17 protein-coding genes and 1 pseudogene are annotated in these 19,028 nt (G+C 73.6%); 7 read left to right on the top strand and 11 right to left on the bottom strand.

What is annotated here, in order from left to right; translation table 11 throughout:
* Positions 1-142: 142 nt before the first annotated feature.
* On the top strand, positions 143-703 hold the full coding sequence (locus ABT154_RS21105; protein WP_351858358.1) for a hypothetical protein: 561 nt from the start codon (positions 143-145) through the stop codon (positions 701-703).
* Positions 704-839: 136 nt separating this feature from the next.
* Here ABT154_RS21105 and ABT154_RS21100 read toward each other — a convergent pair whose 3' ends face one another.
* Positions 840-1,322, bottom strand: a complete 483-nt coding sequence (locus ABT154_RS21100; protein ID WP_351858357.1) for a hypothetical protein — start codon at positions 1,320-1,322, stop codon at positions 840-842.
* A gap of 371 nt (positions 1,323-1,693) precedes the next feature.
* Here ABT154_RS21100 and ABT154_RS21095 point away from each other — a divergent pair, with 371 nt between their 5' ends.
* A complete protein-coding gene (locus tag ABT154_RS21095; RefSeq protein WP_351858356.1) occupies positions 1,694-2,356 on the top strand; it encodes a class F sortase in 663 nt (220 codons plus the stop codon).
* Between the two features lie 102 nt (positions 2,357-2,458).
* Here ABT154_RS21095 and ABT154_RS21090 read toward each other — a convergent pair whose 3' ends face one another.
* On the bottom strand, positions 2,459-3,349 hold the full coding sequence (locus ABT154_RS21090) for a polysaccharide deacetylase family protein (RefSeq protein ID WP_351858355.1): 891 nt from the start codon (positions 3,347-3,349) through the stop codon (positions 2,459-2,461).
* Between the two features lie 90 nt (positions 3,350-3,439).
* Between ABT154_RS21090 and ABT154_RS21085 the strand changes: the two are divergent.
* Positions 3,440-3,977 (top strand): annotated as a pseudogene (locus tag ABT154_RS21085) (universal stress protein).
* A gap of 85 nt (positions 3,978-4,062) precedes the next feature.
* On the opposite strand, the gene ABT154_RS21080 reads toward ABT154_RS21085, so the two are convergent.
* Entirely contained in the window at positions 4,063-5,265 is a 1,203-nt protein-coding gene (locus ABT154_RS21080; RefSeq protein ID WP_351858354.1) for a CapA family protein, read from the bottom strand.
* Between the two features lie 258 nt (positions 5,266-5,523).
* On the opposite strand from ABT154_RS21080, the gene ABT154_RS21075 reads away from it, so the two are divergent.
* The 3 genes from ABT154_RS21075 to ABT154_RS21065 all read left to right on the top strand — a co-directional run bounded on the left by ABT154_RS21075 (position 5,524) and on the right by ABT154_RS21065 (position 7,290).
* Positions 5,524-6,081: a sigma-70 family RNA polymerase sigma factor gene (locus ABT154_RS21075; protein ID WP_351858353.1), complete on the top strand. Its 558-nt coding sequence runs from the start codon at positions 5,524-5,526 to the stop codon at positions 6,079-6,081.
* 4 nt (positions 6,082-6,085) lie between these two features.
* Positions 6,086-6,499, top strand: coding sequence for a PaaI family thioesterase (locus ABT154_RS21070; RefSeq protein WP_351858352.1), 414 nt, complete (start codon positions 6,086-6,088; stop codon positions 6,497-6,499).
* A gap of 293 nt (positions 6,500-6,792) precedes the next feature.
* On the top strand, positions 6,793-7,290 hold the full coding sequence (locus ABT154_RS21065) for a hypothetical protein (protein WP_351858351.1): 498 nt from the start codon (positions 6,793-6,795) through the stop codon (positions 7,288-7,290).
* Between the two features lie 14 nt (positions 7,291-7,304).
* Here ABT154_RS21065 and ABT154_RS21060 read toward each other — a convergent pair whose 3' ends face one another.
* The 5 genes from ABT154_RS21060 to ABT154_RS21040 form a co-directional block, all read right to left on the bottom strand.
* Complete coding sequence (locus ABT154_RS21060; protein WP_351858350.1) at positions 7,305-8,507, bottom strand: histidine kinase; 1,203 nt, start codon at positions 8,505-8,507, stop codon at positions 7,305-7,307.
* The gene (locus ABT154_RS21055; RefSeq protein ID WP_351858349.1) at positions 8,504-10,291 is read right to left on the bottom strand and encodes a sodium/solute symporter; all 1,788 of its coding nucleotides are present in this window, start codon (positions 10,289-10,291) and stop codon (positions 8,504-8,506) included. The genes ABT154_RS21060 and ABT154_RS21055 overlap by 4 nt, the downstream gene beginning before the upstream one ends.
* 10 nt (positions 10,292-10,301) lie before the next feature.
* The gene (locus tag ABT154_RS21050; protein WP_351858348.1) at positions 10,302-10,715 is read right to left on the bottom strand and encodes a DUF485 domain-containing protein; all 414 of its coding nucleotides are present in this window, start codon (positions 10,713-10,715) and stop codon (positions 10,302-10,304) included.
* 130 nt (positions 10,716-10,845) lie between these two features.
* The gene (locus tag ABT154_RS21045) at positions 10,846-11,604 is read right to left on the bottom strand and encodes a LytR/AlgR family response regulator transcription factor (protein ID WP_351858347.1); all 759 of its coding nucleotides are present in this window, start codon (positions 11,602-11,604) and stop codon (positions 10,846-10,848) included.
* 53 nt (positions 11,605-11,657) lie between these two features.
* Positions 11,658-13,796, bottom strand: a complete 2,139-nt coding sequence (locus tag ABT154_RS21040) for an MMPL family transporter (protein WP_351858346.1) — start codon at positions 13,794-13,796, stop codon at positions 11,658-11,660.
* Positions 13,797-13,876: 80 nt separating this feature from the next.
* On the opposite strand from ABT154_RS21040, the gene ABT154_RS21035 reads away from it, so the two are divergent.
* The gene (locus tag ABT154_RS21035) at positions 13,877-14,359 is read left to right on the top strand and encodes a MarR family winged helix-turn-helix transcriptional regulator (RefSeq protein WP_351858345.1); all 483 of its coding nucleotides are present in this window, start codon (positions 13,877-13,879) and stop codon (positions 14,357-14,359) included.
* A 7-nt stretch (positions 14,360-14,366) separates the two neighbouring features.
* On the opposite strand, the gene ABT154_RS21030 is transcribed toward ABT154_RS21035, so the two are convergent.
* The 3 genes from ABT154_RS21030 to ABT154_RS21020 all read right to left on the bottom strand — a co-directional run bounded on the left by ABT154_RS21030 (position 14,367) and on the right by ABT154_RS21020 (position 18,992).
* Positions 14,367-15,239: an Fpg/Nei family DNA glycosylase gene (locus ABT154_RS21030; protein ID WP_351858344.1), complete on the bottom strand. Its 873-nt coding sequence runs from the start codon at positions 15,237-15,239 to the stop codon at positions 14,367-14,369.
* Between the two features lie 200 nt (positions 15,240-15,439).
* A complete protein-coding gene (locus ABT154_RS21025; protein WP_351858343.1) occupies positions 15,440-16,792 on the bottom strand; it encodes a wax ester/triacylglycerol synthase family O-acyltransferase in 1,353 nt (450 codons plus the stop codon).
* 109 nt (positions 16,793-16,901) lie between these two features.
* Complete coding sequence (locus ABT154_RS21020; RefSeq protein ID WP_502969555.1) at positions 16,902-18,992, bottom strand: SpoIIE family protein phosphatase; 2,091 nt, start codon at positions 18,990-18,992, stop codon at positions 16,902-16,904.
* Positions 18,993-19,028 lie beyond the last annotated feature (36 nt).

Genomic DNA, 19,028 nt, shown 5'->3' with positions numbered 1-19,028 from the left:
GGGGGACATCAGTGCCCCATTCGCACGTCTGGGATCGCGGCTGTGGTAGTGCGCTCCTAGCGTTTCGGGCATCGAGGTGCACGCACGGTATTCGGCGGAAACCCCCTTCCGCGGCTGCCCCTCGGGACCCGGAGGATTCACCATGCGCGCGATACGTGCCGCGTCCACAGCCCTGCTGGGGGCGGCCGCCCTCGCCCTGGCCGCCCCCGCCGCCGTCGCGGCGGACGGTGCCCCCGCACCGAACCCGCGGGTGGCACGGGCCAAGGCACCGGGCGATTTCGTCGTGTCGCCCTCGTTGGTCGCCCCTGGCGGCCGGGTGACACTGAGCGCGCCCGGCTGCGCCAGTACGGCCACGGCCTCGGCCGGCGTCTTCGACACCGTCACCATCGCACCGGGCTCGGCGGTGACCGCCACCGTGGACCAGGACGCCCGGCGCGGGGCCGTGTACACGGTCTCCTTCAACTGCACGGGCGGCGTGCAGGAAACCGTCGCCCTGACGGTCAGCGGCATCCCCACGGCCACGCCGACGATCAGCTCCACCGTGCTCACTCCCCCGCGCGGGGTCCGGGGCGGCCTCGGAGGCTCGGTGGGCGACGGCCTCGACCCGGTCGAACTGGCCGCGGGTGCGGCGCTCGTCCTGGGCGCCGCGGCCGGTGGCGCGTACGTGCTGCGCCGCCGTTCCGCCCGTACGCGTCGCCACTGAGGCGGCGGAGTGCACCGGACCGGGGCGGCGGACGCCCTCACCGGGTCCCCGAGGGGATCCGGACGCCCGTCGCCCCCGGGTCCCTGCGGGACTCGGGGGCGACGGGCGTTACGGGACGACCGGGAGGTTCGGCCGGTCAGACCGCACCGGTCGCACGACGGCGACGGGCGATGAAGAGCCCCCCGCCGAGCGCGGCGGCGGCGACCAGGCTGCCACCGATGGCCATCTCGGTGGAGCTGGGAGCGAGCGAGCCGCCGAGACCGCCCTGTGCGCCGCGGCCCGGGAGGACGCGGAACGGGTGCGTGACCACCGCGGAGTTGTCCCTGCACTTCACGGCGAGGTTGTAGCTGCCCGGGGTGGCGTGGTTGTGGACACGGGCGATGGCGCTGGAGAGCCCGTTGGAGTTGACCGAGAGGTTGGTCTCGGGGAAGGCGTTGGACGTCACCGTGCCACCGTGACCGCACCCCTTGGCGGTGATCGTGATCGTCGACCCCGCGTGGACGTCGAAGGGGTTGACGGTGACGTTGCTCGGACCGTTGGTGGCGACGGCGAGGGGGGCCGCGAGCCCGACCGCCGCGATTGCGGTGGCGGTCACCGCCAGAGTGCGTGCAGCACGCATGGTTGAACCTCCAGTGGAAGACGCCCCAAAGCGGTGCTCCGGGAGTTTCGACGAGTACGCCTTCCATGACGAACCATCACAAGCCGGGGCGAGCCGTGCATGTCGGCGCTGGTCCACCCCGGTGAGGCGACACGCCCGGGATCGACCCCCTGGAGCGGACGTAACCGCAGGTCAGGGACTTCCGGGCCGCTTATCTGACGATTACTCGGATGGGTCAGCGCCCTGTCACCCGCCCGTCAGGGCCGGCGGGCCGTGCCGCCGTGCGCCCGGAAGGCCTCCGTCCGGTGGCCTCCCCCACCCGTTCGGACCGTTCGGAGTGACGGTCCGTCAGACCGGATCTACCGTTCTGACGACGCCATGAAGGGAGAACCATGCCCGCGAAGGACTTCCGCGTCTTCGAGCGCAGGAGACGCCGGCCCTGGGGCGTCCTGGCCCTCGCCATGCTGTCGGGGCTCGCGATGATGCGCAACGGAGTGGACGCCGCGCTCGGCCCCCCGCAGCCCGCCGCCGCCGCCCGTCCTGTGGCCCGGTCCGTCACCCCGCCGCCGCCCGGCGCGAGCGACGGACTGGAACCGCTGACCTTCGCCCCGGCCTCCCGGATCCGGATCCCGGCGATCCAGGTCGCCGCGCCGATCATGGACGTGGGCCTGGACGCGGACGGCTGGGTGGCTGCCCCGCCGCCCGAGGACACCAACCTGGCCGGCTGGTACCAGAACGGCATCGCCCCCGGCCAGCGCGGCACTTCGGTGATCGTCGGCCATGTCGACAACGCCAAGGGCCCGGCGGTCTTCTACGGCCTGGGCTCGGTGCAGAAGGGCCAGCACATCGAGGTCGACCGGTACGACGGCCGGGTCGCGGTCTTCGAGATCTACGGGGTCGAGGTGTACGCGAAGAACGACTTCCCCGGCGTACAGGTCTATGCCGACACCGGTCAGCCCGAGCTGCGGGTCATCACCTGCGGGGGCGGCTACACGCGCGCGCGTGGCTACGACGGCAACGTGGTCGTCTACGCCCGCATGGTGGCCTCCCGCTAGTCGGGGCGCACCGGAAGGGCCCCGCCACCTCAGGATGCCGGGGCCCTTGCCGTACGCGGGGACTTCCGTCGGGCGCGGAGCCGTCGCCGTACGCGCCGGATCTCAGCGCCGGGGAACGGTGATGTGGTACCCCGCGTCGAGGAGCTCGGGCAGATAGCGGCGGAGGGCCGCGACGCTCTGCGAGCGGTTGCCGCCGGCGTCGTGGGAGAGGACGACGACGCCGGGGGCGGCTCCGTCGAGGGCGCGGCGCACGATGGTGTCGGTGCCGGGCTCCGTCCAGTCCAGGGTGTCGACGGTCCAGGCGAGCGGCTCCATGCCGAGTTCGGCGCCGATCTCGAAGGAGTGCCGGTTCCACGCCCCGTAGGGGGCGCGGTACCAGAGCGGGGCCGCCCCGAGGGCCCGTTCGACGACCTCGCTGGTGGAACCGAGTTCGTCGCGGATGCGGGAGGGCCGCAGCTTGGGGATCAGCGGGTGGGACCAGGAATGGTTGCCGACGACGTGCCCGTCCGCGGCCATCTCCCGCAGCAGGTCCTGGTTGTCGACGGCCATCTCCCCGCAGACGAAGAACATCGCCCGGCAGTCGTGGCGGCGCAGGGTCTCCAGGATGGCCGGGGTGTAGCGCGGGTCCGGCCCGTCGTCGAAGGTCAGCACCATGGACCGGCCGACGCCGGACAGGCTGAGGAAGGGCCGCTGCCGCACCGGCGGCACCGCGCGCCGGAAGGCCGGGGGCGCGTACGCGGTCATCGGCTGGAGCCGGTACGAGCTGGGGCGCGGCCGCGCGGCCTGCTTCTGCGCCTGTGCCTGCGGTCCGGCGGCGGGACCCGCTCCGGTGCCGCCCCGGTGGGGCGGGGCCGGGGGCGCGGCGCCGGGGGCCGCGCTCTCGGGGCCGGAGAGCCGGTCCACCGCGAGGGCTCCGACGGTGACGGTGGCGCCGAGGGCGGCGGCGAGCCGCAGCACCGCCCGGCGCCCCTGAGGCATCTGATCGTTTTTCATGACCAATGGTTCGTATGGATGAGGGTCTGTGCAGCTCACCGACACCGGCCACCCGTCCGAAAACACTCGATGAGCCGATAGCCTCCCGGGGTGACCGAACAGCGGCCCGGTCGGCTCGAACGCGGTACCGACGGCCCGAAAGTGATCATGGCGGGGGTCGACGGCTCCGCCTCCTCCCTCCGCGCGACGGCGTACACGGCGGGGCTCGCCCGGCGCCGGAACGCACTGCTCGCGCTCGTGTACGTCCAGCCGGTGATCGCGGGCGCCGCGATGGGCGTGGCCGTGAGCGGGACCACGGAGGAGATCGCGGAGGGCCTCGTCGCGGAGATCCGTACGTCCGCCGAGCGGAGCGAGATGGGGGCACCCCCGGCCGGAGGCCGGGGGCCGGGGGCCGGGGGCCGGGGGCCGGGGGCCGGGGGCCGGGGGCGGGTGAAGGACCTCTGGCGGATCCGCTGGGAGTTCCACACCTTCCGGGGCGACGCCTACGCGGGCCTGGTCCAGGCGGCCGGTGAGCTGAAGGCGGACGCCGTGGTGGTGGGCTCCTCCGAGTCGGCGGGACACCGTTTCATGGGCTCGGTGGCGGCGGCTGGTGAAGGCGGGCCGCTGGCCGGTCACCGTCGTCCCGTGACAGGCCGCGCGCGACCACGGGCGGCCGTCCCGAGCCCGGCACCGCCCGTCCCGGGCCGGCCGCCGAGGCCAGGGGCGTGGCGGGGCTACTTCCCCATCACCAGCCCGTCCTTCGCCGCGCCCCTGCCGAGCACCACCTGCCGGATCGCCTCCCGGATGTCCGACCGGTTCGGCGAGCTCCCTTCGTCCGCGCCGAGGTTCACCACCCGGCCGCGCCCGGTGTCGAACCACTGGGGCACGAACTCGGCCCGGGTGACCTCCCAGCGCGCGCCGGGGGTCCGGGGTGGGGAGAAGGTGAAGCGGCCGATGCTGCCCTGGTTGCCGCGCGGGTCGAAGGCGCCCTCGTGGTTGATCATGTCCCCGGCGACCTGGTCCCCCATCCCGTAGATGATCCAGGTGCCGTTGACCTTCTCGTACGCCTGCGGGACATGGGCGTGGGTGCCGATGATCAGGTCGATGTCGGGGCGTCCGCCGCTCTGCGAGGCGGTGAGCGCGCGGCCGAGGGAGAGCTGCCGCTCGTCGGGCTCGGTCTGCCACTCGGTGCCCCAGTGGACGCTGACCACGACCACGTCGGCGCCGGCCGCGCGGGCGGCGCGGGCGTCGGCGATCACCTGCCGCTCGTCGAGCATCCGGACCGCCCAGGGCTGCCCCTCGGGCATCGGATAGCCGTTGGTGTCGTAGGTGTAGGCGAGCTGGGCCACGGTGGCGCCGCCCGCCTTGAGCAGGGTGGGCTTCGCCGCCTCCTCCGCCGTACGGGCCGATCCGGCGTGCCGGACACCGGCCCGGTCGAGGGCGTCCAGGGTGCGGCCGAGGCCGTCGGCGCCGTCGTCGAGGGTGTGGTTGGAGGCGGTGGAGCAGGAGTCGTACCCGGTGGCCTTCAGCGCGGCGGCGACCTCGGGGGGCGACTTGAACGCGGGGTATCCGGTGTAGGGCCCGCCACCCTTCCCGTAGACGGTCTCCATGTGGCAGATGGCCAGGTCGGCCCCGGAGACCACGGACTTCACCCCGGCGAACATCGGGGCGAAGTCGTAGCCGCCGCCCTCGGAGTCCTCCGCTGCCCGGCGGATGATCGAGTCGTGCGGGAGGACGTCGCCGGAGGCGACGAGGGTGAAGCCGGTGGGCGCGGAGGCGCCGCCGGGCGCCGCGGACGGGACGGCGGGGCCCGTCTTGGTGACCCTGGGGGTGGGGGCGCCGCCGGCCGGCGCGGGCCCGCCGGCGCAGCCGGTCGCCGCCGCGAGCAGGACGGCGGCGAGGGCCGCCACCCCCGCGGGTCCTGAGCGTGAGGTCATGGACGGCACTCCCCCGATTCGTGGGATGAACATGTGTTCACACGAATTGATCTCGCGGGAAAGCCTCAGTCAAGGGTCAAGGCCGCAGAAGGCCATGAACCCCGCTGAAACGGACGCAGCGACTCCGGCTGACCGCTCGCCGTGCCATTCGTCGCTCGGTGCGACCGTTCGTCGCAGGCCGATGTCCGTTCCCTGTCGCTCGCCTTCCGGATGCGCTCGTATACGCCCCGGACGACGAGCGCGGGAGAGGCGGGAAGCATGACGACGGCGACCACCGACGAACGGACCCTTGAGGAGCTCCAGCGGGACCACGGTCCCGCGCTGCTCTCCTTCCTGCTCGGGCTCACCTACGGGGACCGCCAGCGGGCCGAGGACCTCGCCCAGGAGACCCTGGTACGGGCCTGGCTCCACCCCGAGGCCTTCGACGGCCCCTACGGGTCGATGCGCCCCTGGCTCTTCACCGTGGCCCGTCGCCTCGCCATCGACGCCCGGCGCTCACGCCTCGCCCGGCCCGCCGAGATCGGCGACGGCGTCCTCGCCGTCACCCCCGACCCGGCCGACGCCACCGCCTCGGCCGAGGCCGCCCTCGACGTACGGGCGGCGGTCCGCGAGCTGAGCCCCGAGCACCGCGCGGTCCTCGTCCGGCTCTACTTCCACGGCCTCACCGTGAACGAGGCCGCCGTCGAACTCGGCATCCCCGCGGGCACGGTGAAGTCCCGCTCCCACTACGCGCTGCGCCAGCTCGGCCGTTCGCTGCCCGGCTACCGGCCGCGTCGCGCACCCGTTGCCCGGCCCCGCGCGGGGGCCGCACAATGACCGCGTGACTCTGACGATCGCCGCCGCGGAACAGCTGCTCGCCGACAACTTCGCCCCCTGGGTGCTCGATCTCGGGCTCTCGGTCGCCGCCGTCGACGGCCAGGAGGCCGTACTGCGGCTCCCCTGGTCGGACCGGCTCGCCCGCGAGGGCGGCGGGCTCTCCGGACAGGCGCTGATGGCCGCCGCCGACACCGCCACGGTCATCGCGGTCGCCGCCGCCCGGGGCGGCTTCGTACCGATGACCACCGTCCAGCAGTCCATCAGCTTCCAGCGGGCGGTCGTCGGCGCCGACGTCCTGGTGCGGGCCCGGCTCAGCAAGGCGGGGAAGCGGATGGCCTTCGCCGACATCACCGTGACGGCCGAGGGCACCGAGGAGACGGCCGCCCACGCCACCGCCGTGTACGCCCTGCTCGGCTGACGACCGGACGCCCGTCGAAGGCGCACCAGTCGGTCCGGCCCCGGACGTCCTGGCCACCGCGCCGGCCGAGGCCGAGCGCGCGGGGGCCCCGGCCTGGATCGAGCGGCACACCCCTGAGGTCTTCGGTACCCCTGCGTCTCATCCGCATCACCGGTACCGATCCGGCCGGGAAACGTATCCGAAACCACACGGGCGAGTTGAGCAAAGCGGGACACACGGGCGCCCTTCTCGGAGGAAGCTCTCCCCGGGTCCCGCACATCCGGGTCCCCGATCTCCGGGAGAAGGTGGGAACGTTGCTGCCCGAGAGTACGAACGGCGCCGGCGGCACGAGCGGCGGCGGTCTCGCCGTACCGATGGCCTGGCTGTGCGCCGAGTACCTGGCCGACGAGGTGCTGCGGGCCGCCGCGCTCGTGGCGCCCGGCTCGCTGGAGTACCGGGCGGGTCTCCAGGCGCTCGCCCTCACCGTCCTCCTCTCGGAGGAGCCGGGAGGGCCGACGGGCGGTCGGGCCGACGGCCGGATCGACGAGTGGCTGCGCCACACGGCGTACGACCGGCCCTGGCCGCCCTGGGTCGAGGAGCGGCTCACCGCCCGGCGTACGGCCGGCGGCGGCGCCCCTGACCTGGCGCTGGCCGAGACCGCGTGGCGGAGCCTGCGGGACACCTGGGTGCGCGCCGCCGACCTCGACGGCAGGGCCGGTACCGAGTCCCCCGTCGACGAGGACGACCAGATCTGGCTGCCGGCCTGGAAGCTCGGCCTGCCGCTCGCGCACCTGTCGCTGCACCTGCGCTGAGCCGCCGCTCCCGGTCAGGGTGCCGAACGGTGCACTCCCGGGCGGTACTTGGGAACGCGCACGGTCACCTTCATGCCCGCCCCGACGCCCGTCTCGATGACCAGCCCGTACTCCGCCCCGTACACCTGGCGCAGCCGCTCGTCCACGTTGGAGAGGCCGATGCCGGAGCCCGCCGGGTGCTCCCCGCGCAGGACCGCGCGCAGTAGTTCCGGGTCCATGCCGATGCCGTCGTCCTCGACGCTCACCACCGCCTCCGCGCCCGCGTCCCGGGCGGCGATGGTGACCCGGCAGCCCCGCTCCCGGTCCTGGAGGCCGTGCTTCACCGCGTTCTCCACCAGGGGCTGGAGACAGAGGAAGGGCAGGGTCACCGGCAGCACCTCGGGGGCGATCTGGAGGGTCACCTTGAGCCGGTCTCCGAAGCGGGCCCCCGCCAGGGCCAAGTACTGCTCGACGGAACGAAGTTCGTCGGCCAGCTGAGCGAACTCGCCGTGCCTGCGGAAGGAGTAGCGGGTGAAGTCGGCGAACTCGAGGAGGAGTTCCCTGGCCTGCTCGGGGTCGGTACGGACGAACGAGGCGATGGCCGCCAGGGAGTTGAAGATGAAGTGCGGGGAGATCTGGGCGCGCAGCGCGCGGATCTCGGCCTCCACGATCCGGGTCCGCGAGCGGTCCAGCTCGGCCAGTTCCAGCTGTACGGAGGCCCAGCGGGCGACTTCGGTGGCGGCCCGCACCAGGACGGCGGACTCCCGCGAGCCATAGGCGACGAGCGCGCCGAGCACCCCGTCCTCCCCGGTGAGCGGGGCGATCACCGCCCACCGCAGCGGACACGCCGGATCGGCGCAGCCGGTGGGCGCGGACCGGCTGCGGCCCGATTCCAGGGTGTCGGCCGCCTGGTGCGGGACGTGCGCCCGGTGGTGGTCCTCGCCCGGCCCGTCCCAGGCGAGGACCGCGCCCCGGTCGGTGAGGCAGAGCGCCTCGGTGCCGAGGAGCGAGCGGAGGGTCCCCGCCGCCTTGCGGGCGGTCTCCTCGGTGAGTCCGGCCCGCAGCGGCGGGGCCGCGAGCGAGGCGGTGTGCAGGGTGTGGAAGGTGGCCCGCTCGACGGGCGTGCCGAGGTCGGCGGCGGGCCCGCCGCGCCGGGCCGCGTACCGGCCGAGGACGAAGCCTGCGGCGAGCAGTACGGTCCCGGCGACGGCAGCTGCGGCGAGGACGATCCCGCTCATCGGTGTACCTCCGGGTGGCCGCCCGTGGCGGGGGTGCGTGGGTTCTGGGCGGGCAGGAGGCCCGCGGCCTCGCCCGTCAGCCCGGTGATCTCCTCGGGCAGGTGGAGGCGGGCGAGGAGGGCCGGTGTGCCGGGCGGGATCCGGCGGGGGGTGGCGAGCGAGACGAGGACCATGGTGAGGAAGCCGAGGGGCACCGACCAGACGGCCGGCCAGGCCATCAGGGTGTGCGGCCACCCTTGGGGCGCGAGCCCGGCCCGGGTCGCCATCACCGCCGCGAGTGCGGAGCCGCCGCCGAGCAGCAGTCCGGCCATGGCGCCGGGCGGGGTCAGCCGCCGCCACCAGATGCCGAGGACGAGCAACGGGCAGAAGGAGGAGGCGGATACGGCGAAGGCGAGGCCGACGGCGTCGGCGACCGGCACCTTCGAGGCGGCCACGCCGACGGCGAGCGGGACGGCGGTGGCGAGGAGGGTCGCGAGGCGGAAGTGCCGTACGCCCCGGGAGGGCAGCACGTCCTGGGTGAGGACTCCGGCGACGGACATGGTGAGCCCGGAGGCGGTGGAGAGGAAGGCGGCGAAGGCGCCGCCCGCGAGGAGCGCGCCGAGCAGGTCCCCCAGGAGGCCGCCGAGGATGCGGTCGGGGAGGACGAGCACGGCGGCGTCGGCGGAGCCGGTGAGGGCGAGTTCGGGGGCGTAGATCCGGCCGAGGGCGCCGTAGAGCGGGGGCAGCAGGTAGAACGCGCCGACGAGGCCGAGGACGACGAGGGTGGTGCGGCGGGCGGCGCGGCCGTGCGGGCTGGTGTAGAAGCGGACGGCGACGTGCGGCAGGCCCATGGTGCCGAGGAAGGTCGCCAGGATGAGCCCGTAGGTGGCGTACAGCTGGTGGCCGTCACGTCCGCCGGCCAGGGGCTGGGACCAGCCGAGCGGGTCGGTGCCGCTCACGGCCCGCTCGGGGAGCGCCGTGCCCGGGGCGAAGGCGAGCGAGGTGCCGGCGAGGACCTGGTGGGTGCCGGGGGCGAGCGTCAGGGTCCGGTGCTCGTACGGGACGGAGTCGACGCTGCCGGTGACGGTGAGGGTGAGCGGTTCGTCCAGCCCGATGCGTACCGTGTCGGCGACCGTGACGACGGTGTGGCCGCGCAGCACGGCCGGGGCGTCGAAGCGGGCCCTGGGTGCCCCGTCGCCGTACCAGGCGGCGAGCAGGAAGAGGGCGGGGACGAGCAGGGCGGTGAGCTTCAGCCAGTACTGGAAGGCCTGGACGAAGGTGATGCTCCGCATCCCGCCGGCGGCGACCGTGCCGGTGACGACGAGCGCCACGAGCAGCCCGCCGACCCAGTCGGGGGCTCCGGTGAGGATCTCCAGGGTGAGCCCGGCGCCCTGGAGTTGCGGCAGCAGGTACAGCCAGCCGATGCCGACGACGAAGAGGCTGGCGAGCCGGCGGGCCTGCGGGGATTCGAGGCGGGCCTCGGCGAAGTCGGAGAGGGTGTACGCCCCCGAGCGGCGCAGCGGGGCGGCGACGAGGACGAGGAGCACGAGGTATCCGGCGGTGTAGCCGACCGGGTACCAGAGCATGGCGGGGCCCTGGACGAGGACGAGTCCGGCGATGCCGAGGAAGGAGGCGGCGGACAGGTACTCGCCGCTGATCGCGGCGGCGTTGAGCGCGGGCCGGACGGTTCGGGAGGCCACGTAGAAGTCGGAGGTGGTGCGGGAGACCCGCAGGCCGAGGGCGCCGATGAGGACGGTGGCGAGGACGACGGCGGTGACGGCCGCGACGGCGTAGGTCTGGTTCACGGAGGGGGATTCAGCGTTCGACGAGGCGGGTGAAGTCGCGCTCGTTGCGTTCGGCGCGGCGCACGTACCAGTGGGCGATGGCCCAGACGACCGGGTACACCCCGACGCCGAGGACGATCCAGACGATCGCCTCGGGGGCGGGGACGGCGAGGACCAGCGGCAGGGAACCGACGAGCAGGGCGAGGGCACCGAGGGCGGTGAGGGCGGCGCGCAGCTGGCTGCGCATCAGGGAGCGGACGTAGGTGTGGCCGAGGGTGGTCTGCTCGTCGATCTCGGAGCGGGCGGGCGGGTGGACCGGGCGTCGCCGCGCGGTGCCGGGCCCGGCACCGGGGCCGTGGGCGGAGGCGTAGGTGACGGTCTCGCGGCGGGGTCCGCGCTGGGGGTCCCTCCGGCCGAAGGCCGGGTGAGGGTGCTGCTCGGGCATCGGCGTCCGCTTCCCTCGGCGGTGGCGGCCCTCGGCCGTTTCCGGAAAGTCCCTCCTGGCCTCGGGCCCGGGACGCGTGGAGTCTACGCAGGTGGGAGCACCCGCGGTAGGGGGTGGAACGGAGCCGGCCTCAGCCCCCGGCGTGGCGCATCAGGAGGTCCCTCAGGGGGCGGGCGTGGCGGCGGCTGACCGCCAGATCGGTGTCGCCGACGCGGACGGAGGTGGCACCGCCGTCGAGCCGGAGTTCGTCGATCCTGGCGAGGGCCACGAGGTGGCTGCGGTGGATGCGGACGAAGCCGCGGGTGGCCCAGCGCTCTTCGAGGGTGGAGAGCGGGATGCGGACGAGATGGCTGCCGTGGTCGGTGTGGAGGCGGGCGTAGTCGCCGTGGGCCTCGACGTAGGCGATGTCGTCGACGGACACGAAGCGGGTGATCCCGCCGAGTTCGACGGGGATCTGCTCGGACGCGGCGGGTGCGGCCGGGGCGGGGAGGGCGGTGGCGTGCACCAGGTCGTGGACGCGGCGGACGGCTTCGGCGAGGCGTTCGCGGCGGACGGGCTTGAGGACGTAGTCGACCGCCTTCAGGTCGAAGGCCTGGAGCGCGAAGCCCTCGTGGGCGGTGACGAAGACGACGAGCGGCGGCCGTGCGAAGCCCGCGAGCAGCCGGGCCACGTCGAGTCCGGAGAGGCCGGGCATGTGGATGTCGAGGAAGACGACATCGATCGCCTGGTCGCCCTCGGGTCCGGTCTCCAGCGCGCGTCCGATCCTCCGAAGGGCGGCGGTGGCGTCGCCCGCGCCTTCGGCGGTACGGACGCGGGGGTCGGCGCGCAGCAGGTAGAGCAGTTCCCCGAGGGCGGGTTCCTCGTCGTCGACGGCCAGTACGCGCAGCATGCGCCGCAGTCTATTCGAGCCCGATCGGCCGAGTGCTGTCGCGGTTTCGGGTCCTAGCCGGCGAGGTTCTCTTCCTGGTCGGCGGTCTTGGTACCGGTCGCGGTCGGGTCCGGGTTCTCATGGGGGGCTTCGTGTACGAGTCGGCTCGGCCACCAGACCGTCGGGCCGATGTCGCGTACCAGAGCGGGTACCAGGAGGGACCGCACCACGATCGTGTCGAGGAGTACGCCGAAGGCGACGATGAAGGCGATCTGGGCGAGGAAGGCGAGCGGGATGACGATGAGGGCCGCGAAGGTCGCGGCGAGGACCACGCCCGCCGACGTGATCACACCACCGGTGGCGATGAGGCCGCGCAGCATGCCCTGCCGGGTCCCCAGCCGCAGGGTTTCCTCGCGTACGCGGGACATGAGGAAGATGTTGTAGTCGACCCCGAGGGCCACGAGGAAGACGAATCCGTACAGAGGTACGGAGGCGTCCGTTCCGGAGAAGCCGAAGCCGTACTCGAAGACCAGTCCCGCGATGCCGAGCGTCGCCAGGTAGTTCAGGCCGACGGTGGCGACCAGGAGAACAGGCAGGAGCAGGGACCGGAGGAGGGCGATCAGGATGACGAGGATGATGGCCAGGACGACAGGAATGATCAGGTTCTTGTCGTGTTCCGCCGTGCGCTGGGTGTCGTACTGCTGCGCCGTGTAGCCGCCCACCAGGGTGCTCGCTTCGGCGGTGTGCACGCGCTCGCGCAGGTTCTTGACGGTCCGCTTGGCCGCGTCGCTGTCGGGGGCGTCGGCCAGCGTGGCGTCGAGGCGGACCCGGCCGTCGACGACCAGGGGCTGCCCGCCGGGGGTGCTGGTGGTCACCCGCACATCGGCCACTCCGGGTGTCGCGGTCGCCGCCGCGCGCACCGCTGCCTGGGATTCGGCCTCGGTGATGATGACCACGGGCTGGCCGGAGCCGCCGGGGAAGTGCCGGCCCAGCGTCTGCTGAGCGGCCACGGACGGGGCGTCGTTGACGAACAGTTCGTCGAGAGGGACGCCCTTCGACTGGAGGGCGGGGAAGAACGCCGCGCCGGCCAGCAGGATCCCGGTGGTGACGATCCAAAGCTGCCGGGGGCGCGTGTCCACCCAGTGGGCGACGCGCCGCCAGATGCCGTGACCGCCCGATTCGGCGTCGGCCGATCTCGGCTGCGCCGGCCAGAAGGCGGCCTTGCCCGTCAGGGCGAGGACGGCGGGGAGGAAAGTGAGAGTCGTCAGTACGGCGCAGCCGACGCCGATCGCGCCGACCGGCCCGAGGGCTCTGTTGTTGGTCAGGTCGCTGAGGAGCAGGGCCAGGAGGCCGAGGGCGACGGTCGCGGCGCTGGCGGTGATGGCACCGAAGGATCCCCTGGTGGCGGCCCGGGCAGCGGTGAAGCGGTCACCTCCTGCGGCGGTCTCCTCGCGGAAGCGGGCGGTGAGGAGGAGTGCGTAGTCCGTGGCCGCACCGATCACCAGGATGGACAGAATGCCCTGGACCTGGCCGTCGACCCGGACGATGCCGTGGTCGGCGAGGACGTACACGATCGCACTGGCGACCCCGAGTGCGAAGACGGCGCTGATGATGATCAGGAAGGGGAGCAGGACACTGCGGTAGACGAGCAGCAGGATGAGCAGGACGGCGGCGAGCGCCACCCCGAGCAGAAGTCCGTCGATTCCCGCGAACGCTGCTTTCAGATCCCCCTGGGTCGCCGCGGGCCCGGCGAGCTGGGCACGTGTGTCCGGCACCCCGGCCGCCGCGCGCTCGACCTCGTCCAGAACCGCACCGAGCCGTTCCCCGAGGTCGGGTGAGAGGGGAACGACGCCCTGCAGAGCCTTTCCGTCCTCGGAGCGGAAGGCCGGAGAGGGCATCCCGTCGACACCCTCGGCCGCCACCAGCGAACGCAGCGCGGCAGTGGCCGCCCTCTGCTGGGCCTCCGAGACGTCGGCGCCCCCGGCCGCTGTCCAGACGACAACGACGGGGAGGGTTTCCTGCTCGTTGAAGGCCTTCTGCTGCGCGATCACCCGGGTGGAATCGGCGTTCTGGGGCAGGAAGGCCGCCTGGTCGTTCGTGGAGACCTCGCCGAGCTTGCCCGCGTAGGAGCCGAAGGCTCCTCCCAGGCCGAGCCAGACGACCACGAGTACGAGGGGGACCAGCCATCGGACCGGTCGGCGCGCGCTGTTCATCGACTCCCTAACGGGGCAGGCCAGTAGAGGTACCTCAAGGAGAGAGTATCTCAATGATCAAGCAATATTATGCTTGACGTATGCAGTCACCTTCACAGGACGCCGCCGGCGGGCCCAGCGACCTGTTCGCGTACGCCGTCCTGCTCCGCACGCTCAACCGTGAGCTGAACCGGAGCACGCTGGACTTCGCCCACAGAAGCGGCCTCCACGCGACGGACATCCACGCACTGTCCGTGATCATGGATTCCGCCGCCGACTCGGACGAGCCCGCCACTCCCACGCGCCTGAAGGAAGAGCTGCGTCTGACATCCGGGGCCGTCACCGCATGCCTCGACCGGCTGGAACGCGCAGGGCACATCAGCCGCGTACGCGACAGCGCGGACCGCAGAGTCGTTCACCTCGTCTACAACTCCGAGGCCCGCGAACTGGCCCGCGAGTACTTCAGCCCACTGGCGCGAGCCACCGAGACCGCGCGCGGCCGGTTCACTCCCGCGGAGCTCGCGACGATCGCCTCCTTCCTGCGCACGCTCAACACCGAACTCGCCGCGGCGCACGAGCTGTAGGCCCCGGCTACTTGAGAAGCCGGGAAAGCCTTCGGTCGGCGAGGATCTTCCCGCCGGTCTGGCAGGTGGGGCAGTACTGGAGGGACGAGTCACTGAAGGAGACCTCACGGATGGTGTCCCCGCAGACCGGGCAGGGTTCGCCGGTGCGGCCGTGGATGCGGAGGCCGCTCTTCTTCTCGGCCTTGAGTCTGCCCGCGGCAAGGCCGTGGGAGCGTTCGACGGCGTCATGGAGGGTGTTCCGCATCGCGGTGTAGAGGGCGGCCGTCTCCTCCGGAGTGAGGTGCGCGGTCGGCTTGAAGGGAGAGGTCCTCGCCGCGTGCAGGATCTCGTCGCTGTACGCGTTGCCGATGCCGGCGATGAGGCTCTGGTCGCGCAGGGCGCCCTTGATCTGGCGGCGTTCCCCGGCGAGCAGGCCGGCGAACTCCTCGGGCCCGAAGTCCTCGGCGAGCGGGTCGGGGCCGAGGCGGGCCACGCCCGATACCTCCTGCGGATCGCGCACCACGTACACGGCGAGGCGCTTCGTGGTGCCCGCCTCGGTGAGGTCGAATCCGTCGCCGCCGGTGAGCGCGGCGCGCAGGGCGAGCGGGCCCTTGCCCGGCTTGGGCGGTCCCGAGGGCAGCGGATCCTGCCAGCGGAGCCAGCCCGCGCGGGCGAGGTGGACGAGGATGTGCAGCTCGCCCGCGGGTCCGGTGGTGACGAGGTCGAGGAACTTCCCGTGCCGCCCGACGCCGGTGACCTCGGCGCCCTCGACGGCGCTCAGCGGCGGGTCGTAGGTCTTGAGGACGCTGATCGCGACGGGCAGCACACGGGCGATCTCCTTGCCCACCAGGTGGGTGTCGAGGAACGCGCGCAGCGCTTCCACCTCGGGGAGTTCGGGCATGCCTCCACCCTGCCGCACGGGCGGCGGGGCCGCGCGGCGGGCATGACGGCGGGTCGGGTGATGTCGCGCGTCGGCGGGTCGCGTCGCCGGCTCGGGTCGGGTGGCCCGCTGGCCTGGTCGCCGGCTCGGGTCGGGTGGCCCGCTGGCCTGGTCGCCGGTTCGGGTCGGGTGGCCTGCGGGGAGCGTCGCCCGTTCGGGCCCTAGCTCGTCGGTGGGTCGAGCAGGTCGAGTTCGGCCGTGAGCGCCTCGGCCAGCGCGTCGAGGTCGGGGACGGCCTCGCCGTCGGCGACGAGGCCGATGTGGACCCGGCCGTCGTACGGGGACATCGCGACGGCCAGCGACTGGCCCCGGGCCAGCGGGGCCATGGGGAACAGCGCGCGGAGCGGGGCGCCGCCGAGGGAGAGCGCGGAGCGGGGCAGCGGGACCTGGGTGACGAGGAGGTCGAAGAGGAGCCGGGCGGCGCCGGAGGCGAGCGGCGCGCCGAAGCGGTGGGCCAGCGGGGGCAGTCGGTCGGCCAGGAGGGCGATGGCTCCGGCGCCCCGGAAGGGGCCCGCGGCCTTGTTGCGGTCCATGGCCGTACGGACGGCGGCGAGCCGGGCGGTCGGGTCGGGTTCGGTGACGGGCAGGTCGACGAGGTAGCCGGAGAGGCTGTTACCGGGGCCGGGCGGGGTGCCGGGGCGGCGCCGCGAGACGGGGACGAGGGCGCGCGGGTCGGCGCCGGGGAAGGGCAGTCCGCGCCCGTCGAACCAGCGGCGGAGCGCTCCGGCGACGACGGCGATGAGGACGTCGTTGGCGGTTCCGCCGGTGGCGCGGCGGACGCGGTGGACGCGGTCGAGGGACAGCGTGACGGTGGCGATCCGGCGGGTTCCGCTGGACTCGGCGGCGAGGGCCGGGCGCCCGTCGAGCCGTCCGGCGCGGACGACGGAGGCGCCGACGACCGAGGCACCGACCTCCACGGCCCGGCCGAGGTCGCCGATCCGGTCGCGGGCCATGCCGAGGAGCTGTCCGGGGCCGGGGAGCCAGGAGCGGGGCGGGACCGGCCGCTGACGGTTAGCGGGGCGGCGGCCCGCGGCGATCTCGTCGAAGATCCCGGCCCCGATGGCGACGGCCCGCATGCCGTCGGCGAGGGCGTGGTGGAGCTTGACGAGGACGGCGAAGGAGCCGTCGGGGGCGCCGCTCAGCAGGTACATCTCCCAGGGCGGCAGGCCCCGGGCGACGGGGCGTTCCATGAGTTCGGCGGCGAGCCGGGCGGCCTCGGCCGGGAAGTCGGCGCCGGGGACGGCGATCTCGTGGACGTGGTGGCGTACGTCGAAGTCCGGGTCGGCGGTCCAGGCGGAGCCGCCGACCGGGAGCAGGACGTCACGGACGCGCATACGGAGCCGGGGGACGGCGGCGGCGCGCCGGGCGAGCAGGCCCAGGACGTCGGCCGGCTCGTGCCCCGTGGTCACGGGCAGGGGGCCGAAGTGGGCGAGGGCCCCGAGATGCAGGGGATGGGCGGGGGATTCCAGGTGCCAGAAGGCCAGGTCCAGGGGTGCCAGTAGCTCACTGCTCACAGTGTCCTCTTGTCCTGCGCTTGTCCTGCGCGGAGAGCCGGGTGAGCGAAGTCAATCGCGTACCGTCAGTTACGGTCAAGTACGATCAGTTCACACTCGGTTAACAGCTTCAGTCCTCGACGGTGAACTCGCACCACACACACTTGCCTCCACCCCTCGACTCCACGCCCCACTCGTCGGAGAGCTGGTCGACGAGCAGCAGCCCTCGGCCGGACACCCCGGCCTCCCCTGCCTCCCGGCGCCGGGGCAGGGCGCTGGAGCGGTCCTCCACCTCCACCCGGAGCCGCCGTCCGGGCCCGCCCAGGGCCCGCAGGGTCACGATCGCCCCGCCGTCGGTGTGCATCAGGGCGTTGGTCATCAGCTCGTCGGCGACCAGTTCGATCTCGTCGGCGCGCTCCCCGGCGCCCCAGGCCCGTACGGCCGCCCGGATCATGTGCCGGGCGGAACTGAGCGCCTCGGGGTCGCTCTGCGCCACGTGCTGCTGGAACCGGCCCGCGCCCTGGCCCCCGGGCGCGCCCTGGCGGCGCAGGAGGAGGATCGCGACGTCGTCCTCCCCGCCCCGGTCGGCGACCACGTCGCAGAGGAGGTCGGCGAGTTCCTGGAGGTCGGCGGGGCCGCGCCGGACGAGGGCGGAGAGCCACTGGAGGCCCTCGTCGAGGTCGGAGCCCGGCTTCTCCACCAGACCGTCGGTGTAGAGCATCAGAGTCTGGCCGGGGTCCAGTTCCAGGGTCGTCACGGGGTAGTCGAGCCGGCCGAACTCGGCGGAGAGCCCGAGCGGCAGCCCGCCCTCCACCGGGACCCGCCGGCAGCTGCTGTCCGCCTCCCTGATCAGGGGGTCGACATGGCCGGCACGGACCACCTGGACGACTCCGGTGCCGAGGTCGGCCTCCGCGTAGGTGCAGGTGGCGAAGCGTTCGGTGTCGAGTTCATGGAGGAAGACGGAGGCGCGCGCCATCACGGTGGCGGGGGTGTGCCCCTCGGCGGCGTAGGCCCGCAGCACGATCCGCAGCTGTCCCATGACCGCCGCGGCGTGGGTGTCGTGCCCCTGTACGTCCCCGATGACGGCGCCGACCCGCCCGCCGGGCAGCGGGATGATGTCGTACCAGTCGCCGCCGACGTCCCGGCCGAGGCGGGCCGAGCGGTAGCGGACGGCGGTCTGCGCGCCGGGCACCTCGGGGATGCGGCGCGGCAGCATCGCCTGCTGGAGCCCCTCGGCGAGGTCGTGCTCCTGCTCGTACAGCATGGCGCGCTGGAGGCTCTGGGCGATGCTGCTGCCGAGGGCGACGAGCAGGGTCCGCTCGTCCTCGCTGAACCCCGTCTTGTCGCTGTAGAGCAGCCCGAGCGCCCCGATGGGCCGGGCCTGGGCGACCAGCGGCAGATAGGCGGCGGCGGTGATGCCGAGTCCGCTGATGTGCGGCCAGAGCACGGGGAAGGAGGTGGCGAAGTCCCGCGGCGAGTCGATGAACCGGGGGCGCAGGGTGCGGATCACCTCACTCATCGGGTACGGCTCGTCCACCCGGGTGAACCGGGTGCCCGGCACGAAGGCGCCCTCGGGGCCCTCGGCGACCAGATGGATCCGGCCGGCGTCGAGGAGACCCACGACGAGGCTCGCGGCGCCGAAGTGTTCGAGGGCGTGCGAGTCGTTGAGCAGGTCGATGACGTCCTTCACGGTCCGCGCGTACGCGAGGGCGGCCGTGGTGCCCTCGACGACCCCGGCACGCCGGCGGCGCCCCTCGTCGAGGCCGAGCCGGGCGGCGGACTCGCTGAGTTCGTGCGTGGCGTCGCGGACGACGCCGATGATGCGCACCGGGCGGCCGGTCTCGTCGCGGTGGACGAGCCCCTGGGTATGGGTCCACTGCTGGCCCCCGTCTCTGCGCCGGATGCGGAAGTACGCGCCGTACTGCTCGCTGCCGTCCTTGAGCGCCTGGGCGACCAGCGTGTCGAGGCGCCGGCCCTCGTCGGGCAGCACCCGCGAGCCGAGGGTCTCGGGCCGGCCGTCGTAGTCCGCGCGGTCCATGTCGAAGACGTCGAGCGAGGCGTCGTCCATGATCATCGTGCCGGCGACCAGGTCCCAGTCGAAGCCGCCCATACGGAAGACGGAGCCGTACGCGGACAGGATTCCGGCCGCGCCGGCCACCGGCCCCGGCCGCACGCGCTCCGGCCGCCCGTCCGACTCCCCGCCCCCGCTGCCCACGTTCATGGGGCCACGCTAGGCGGAGCCCCGCCCGCGCGCACC

Origin of the sequence: Streptomyces sp. NPDC001728 (genome assembly GCF_040297565.1) — a bacterium.
In the GTDB taxonomy this organism is placed as follows: Bacteria; Actinomycetota; Actinomycetes; order Streptomycetales; family Streptomycetaceae; genus Streptomyces.
This window is presented reverse-complemented; position numbering and strand designations above follow the sequence as displayed.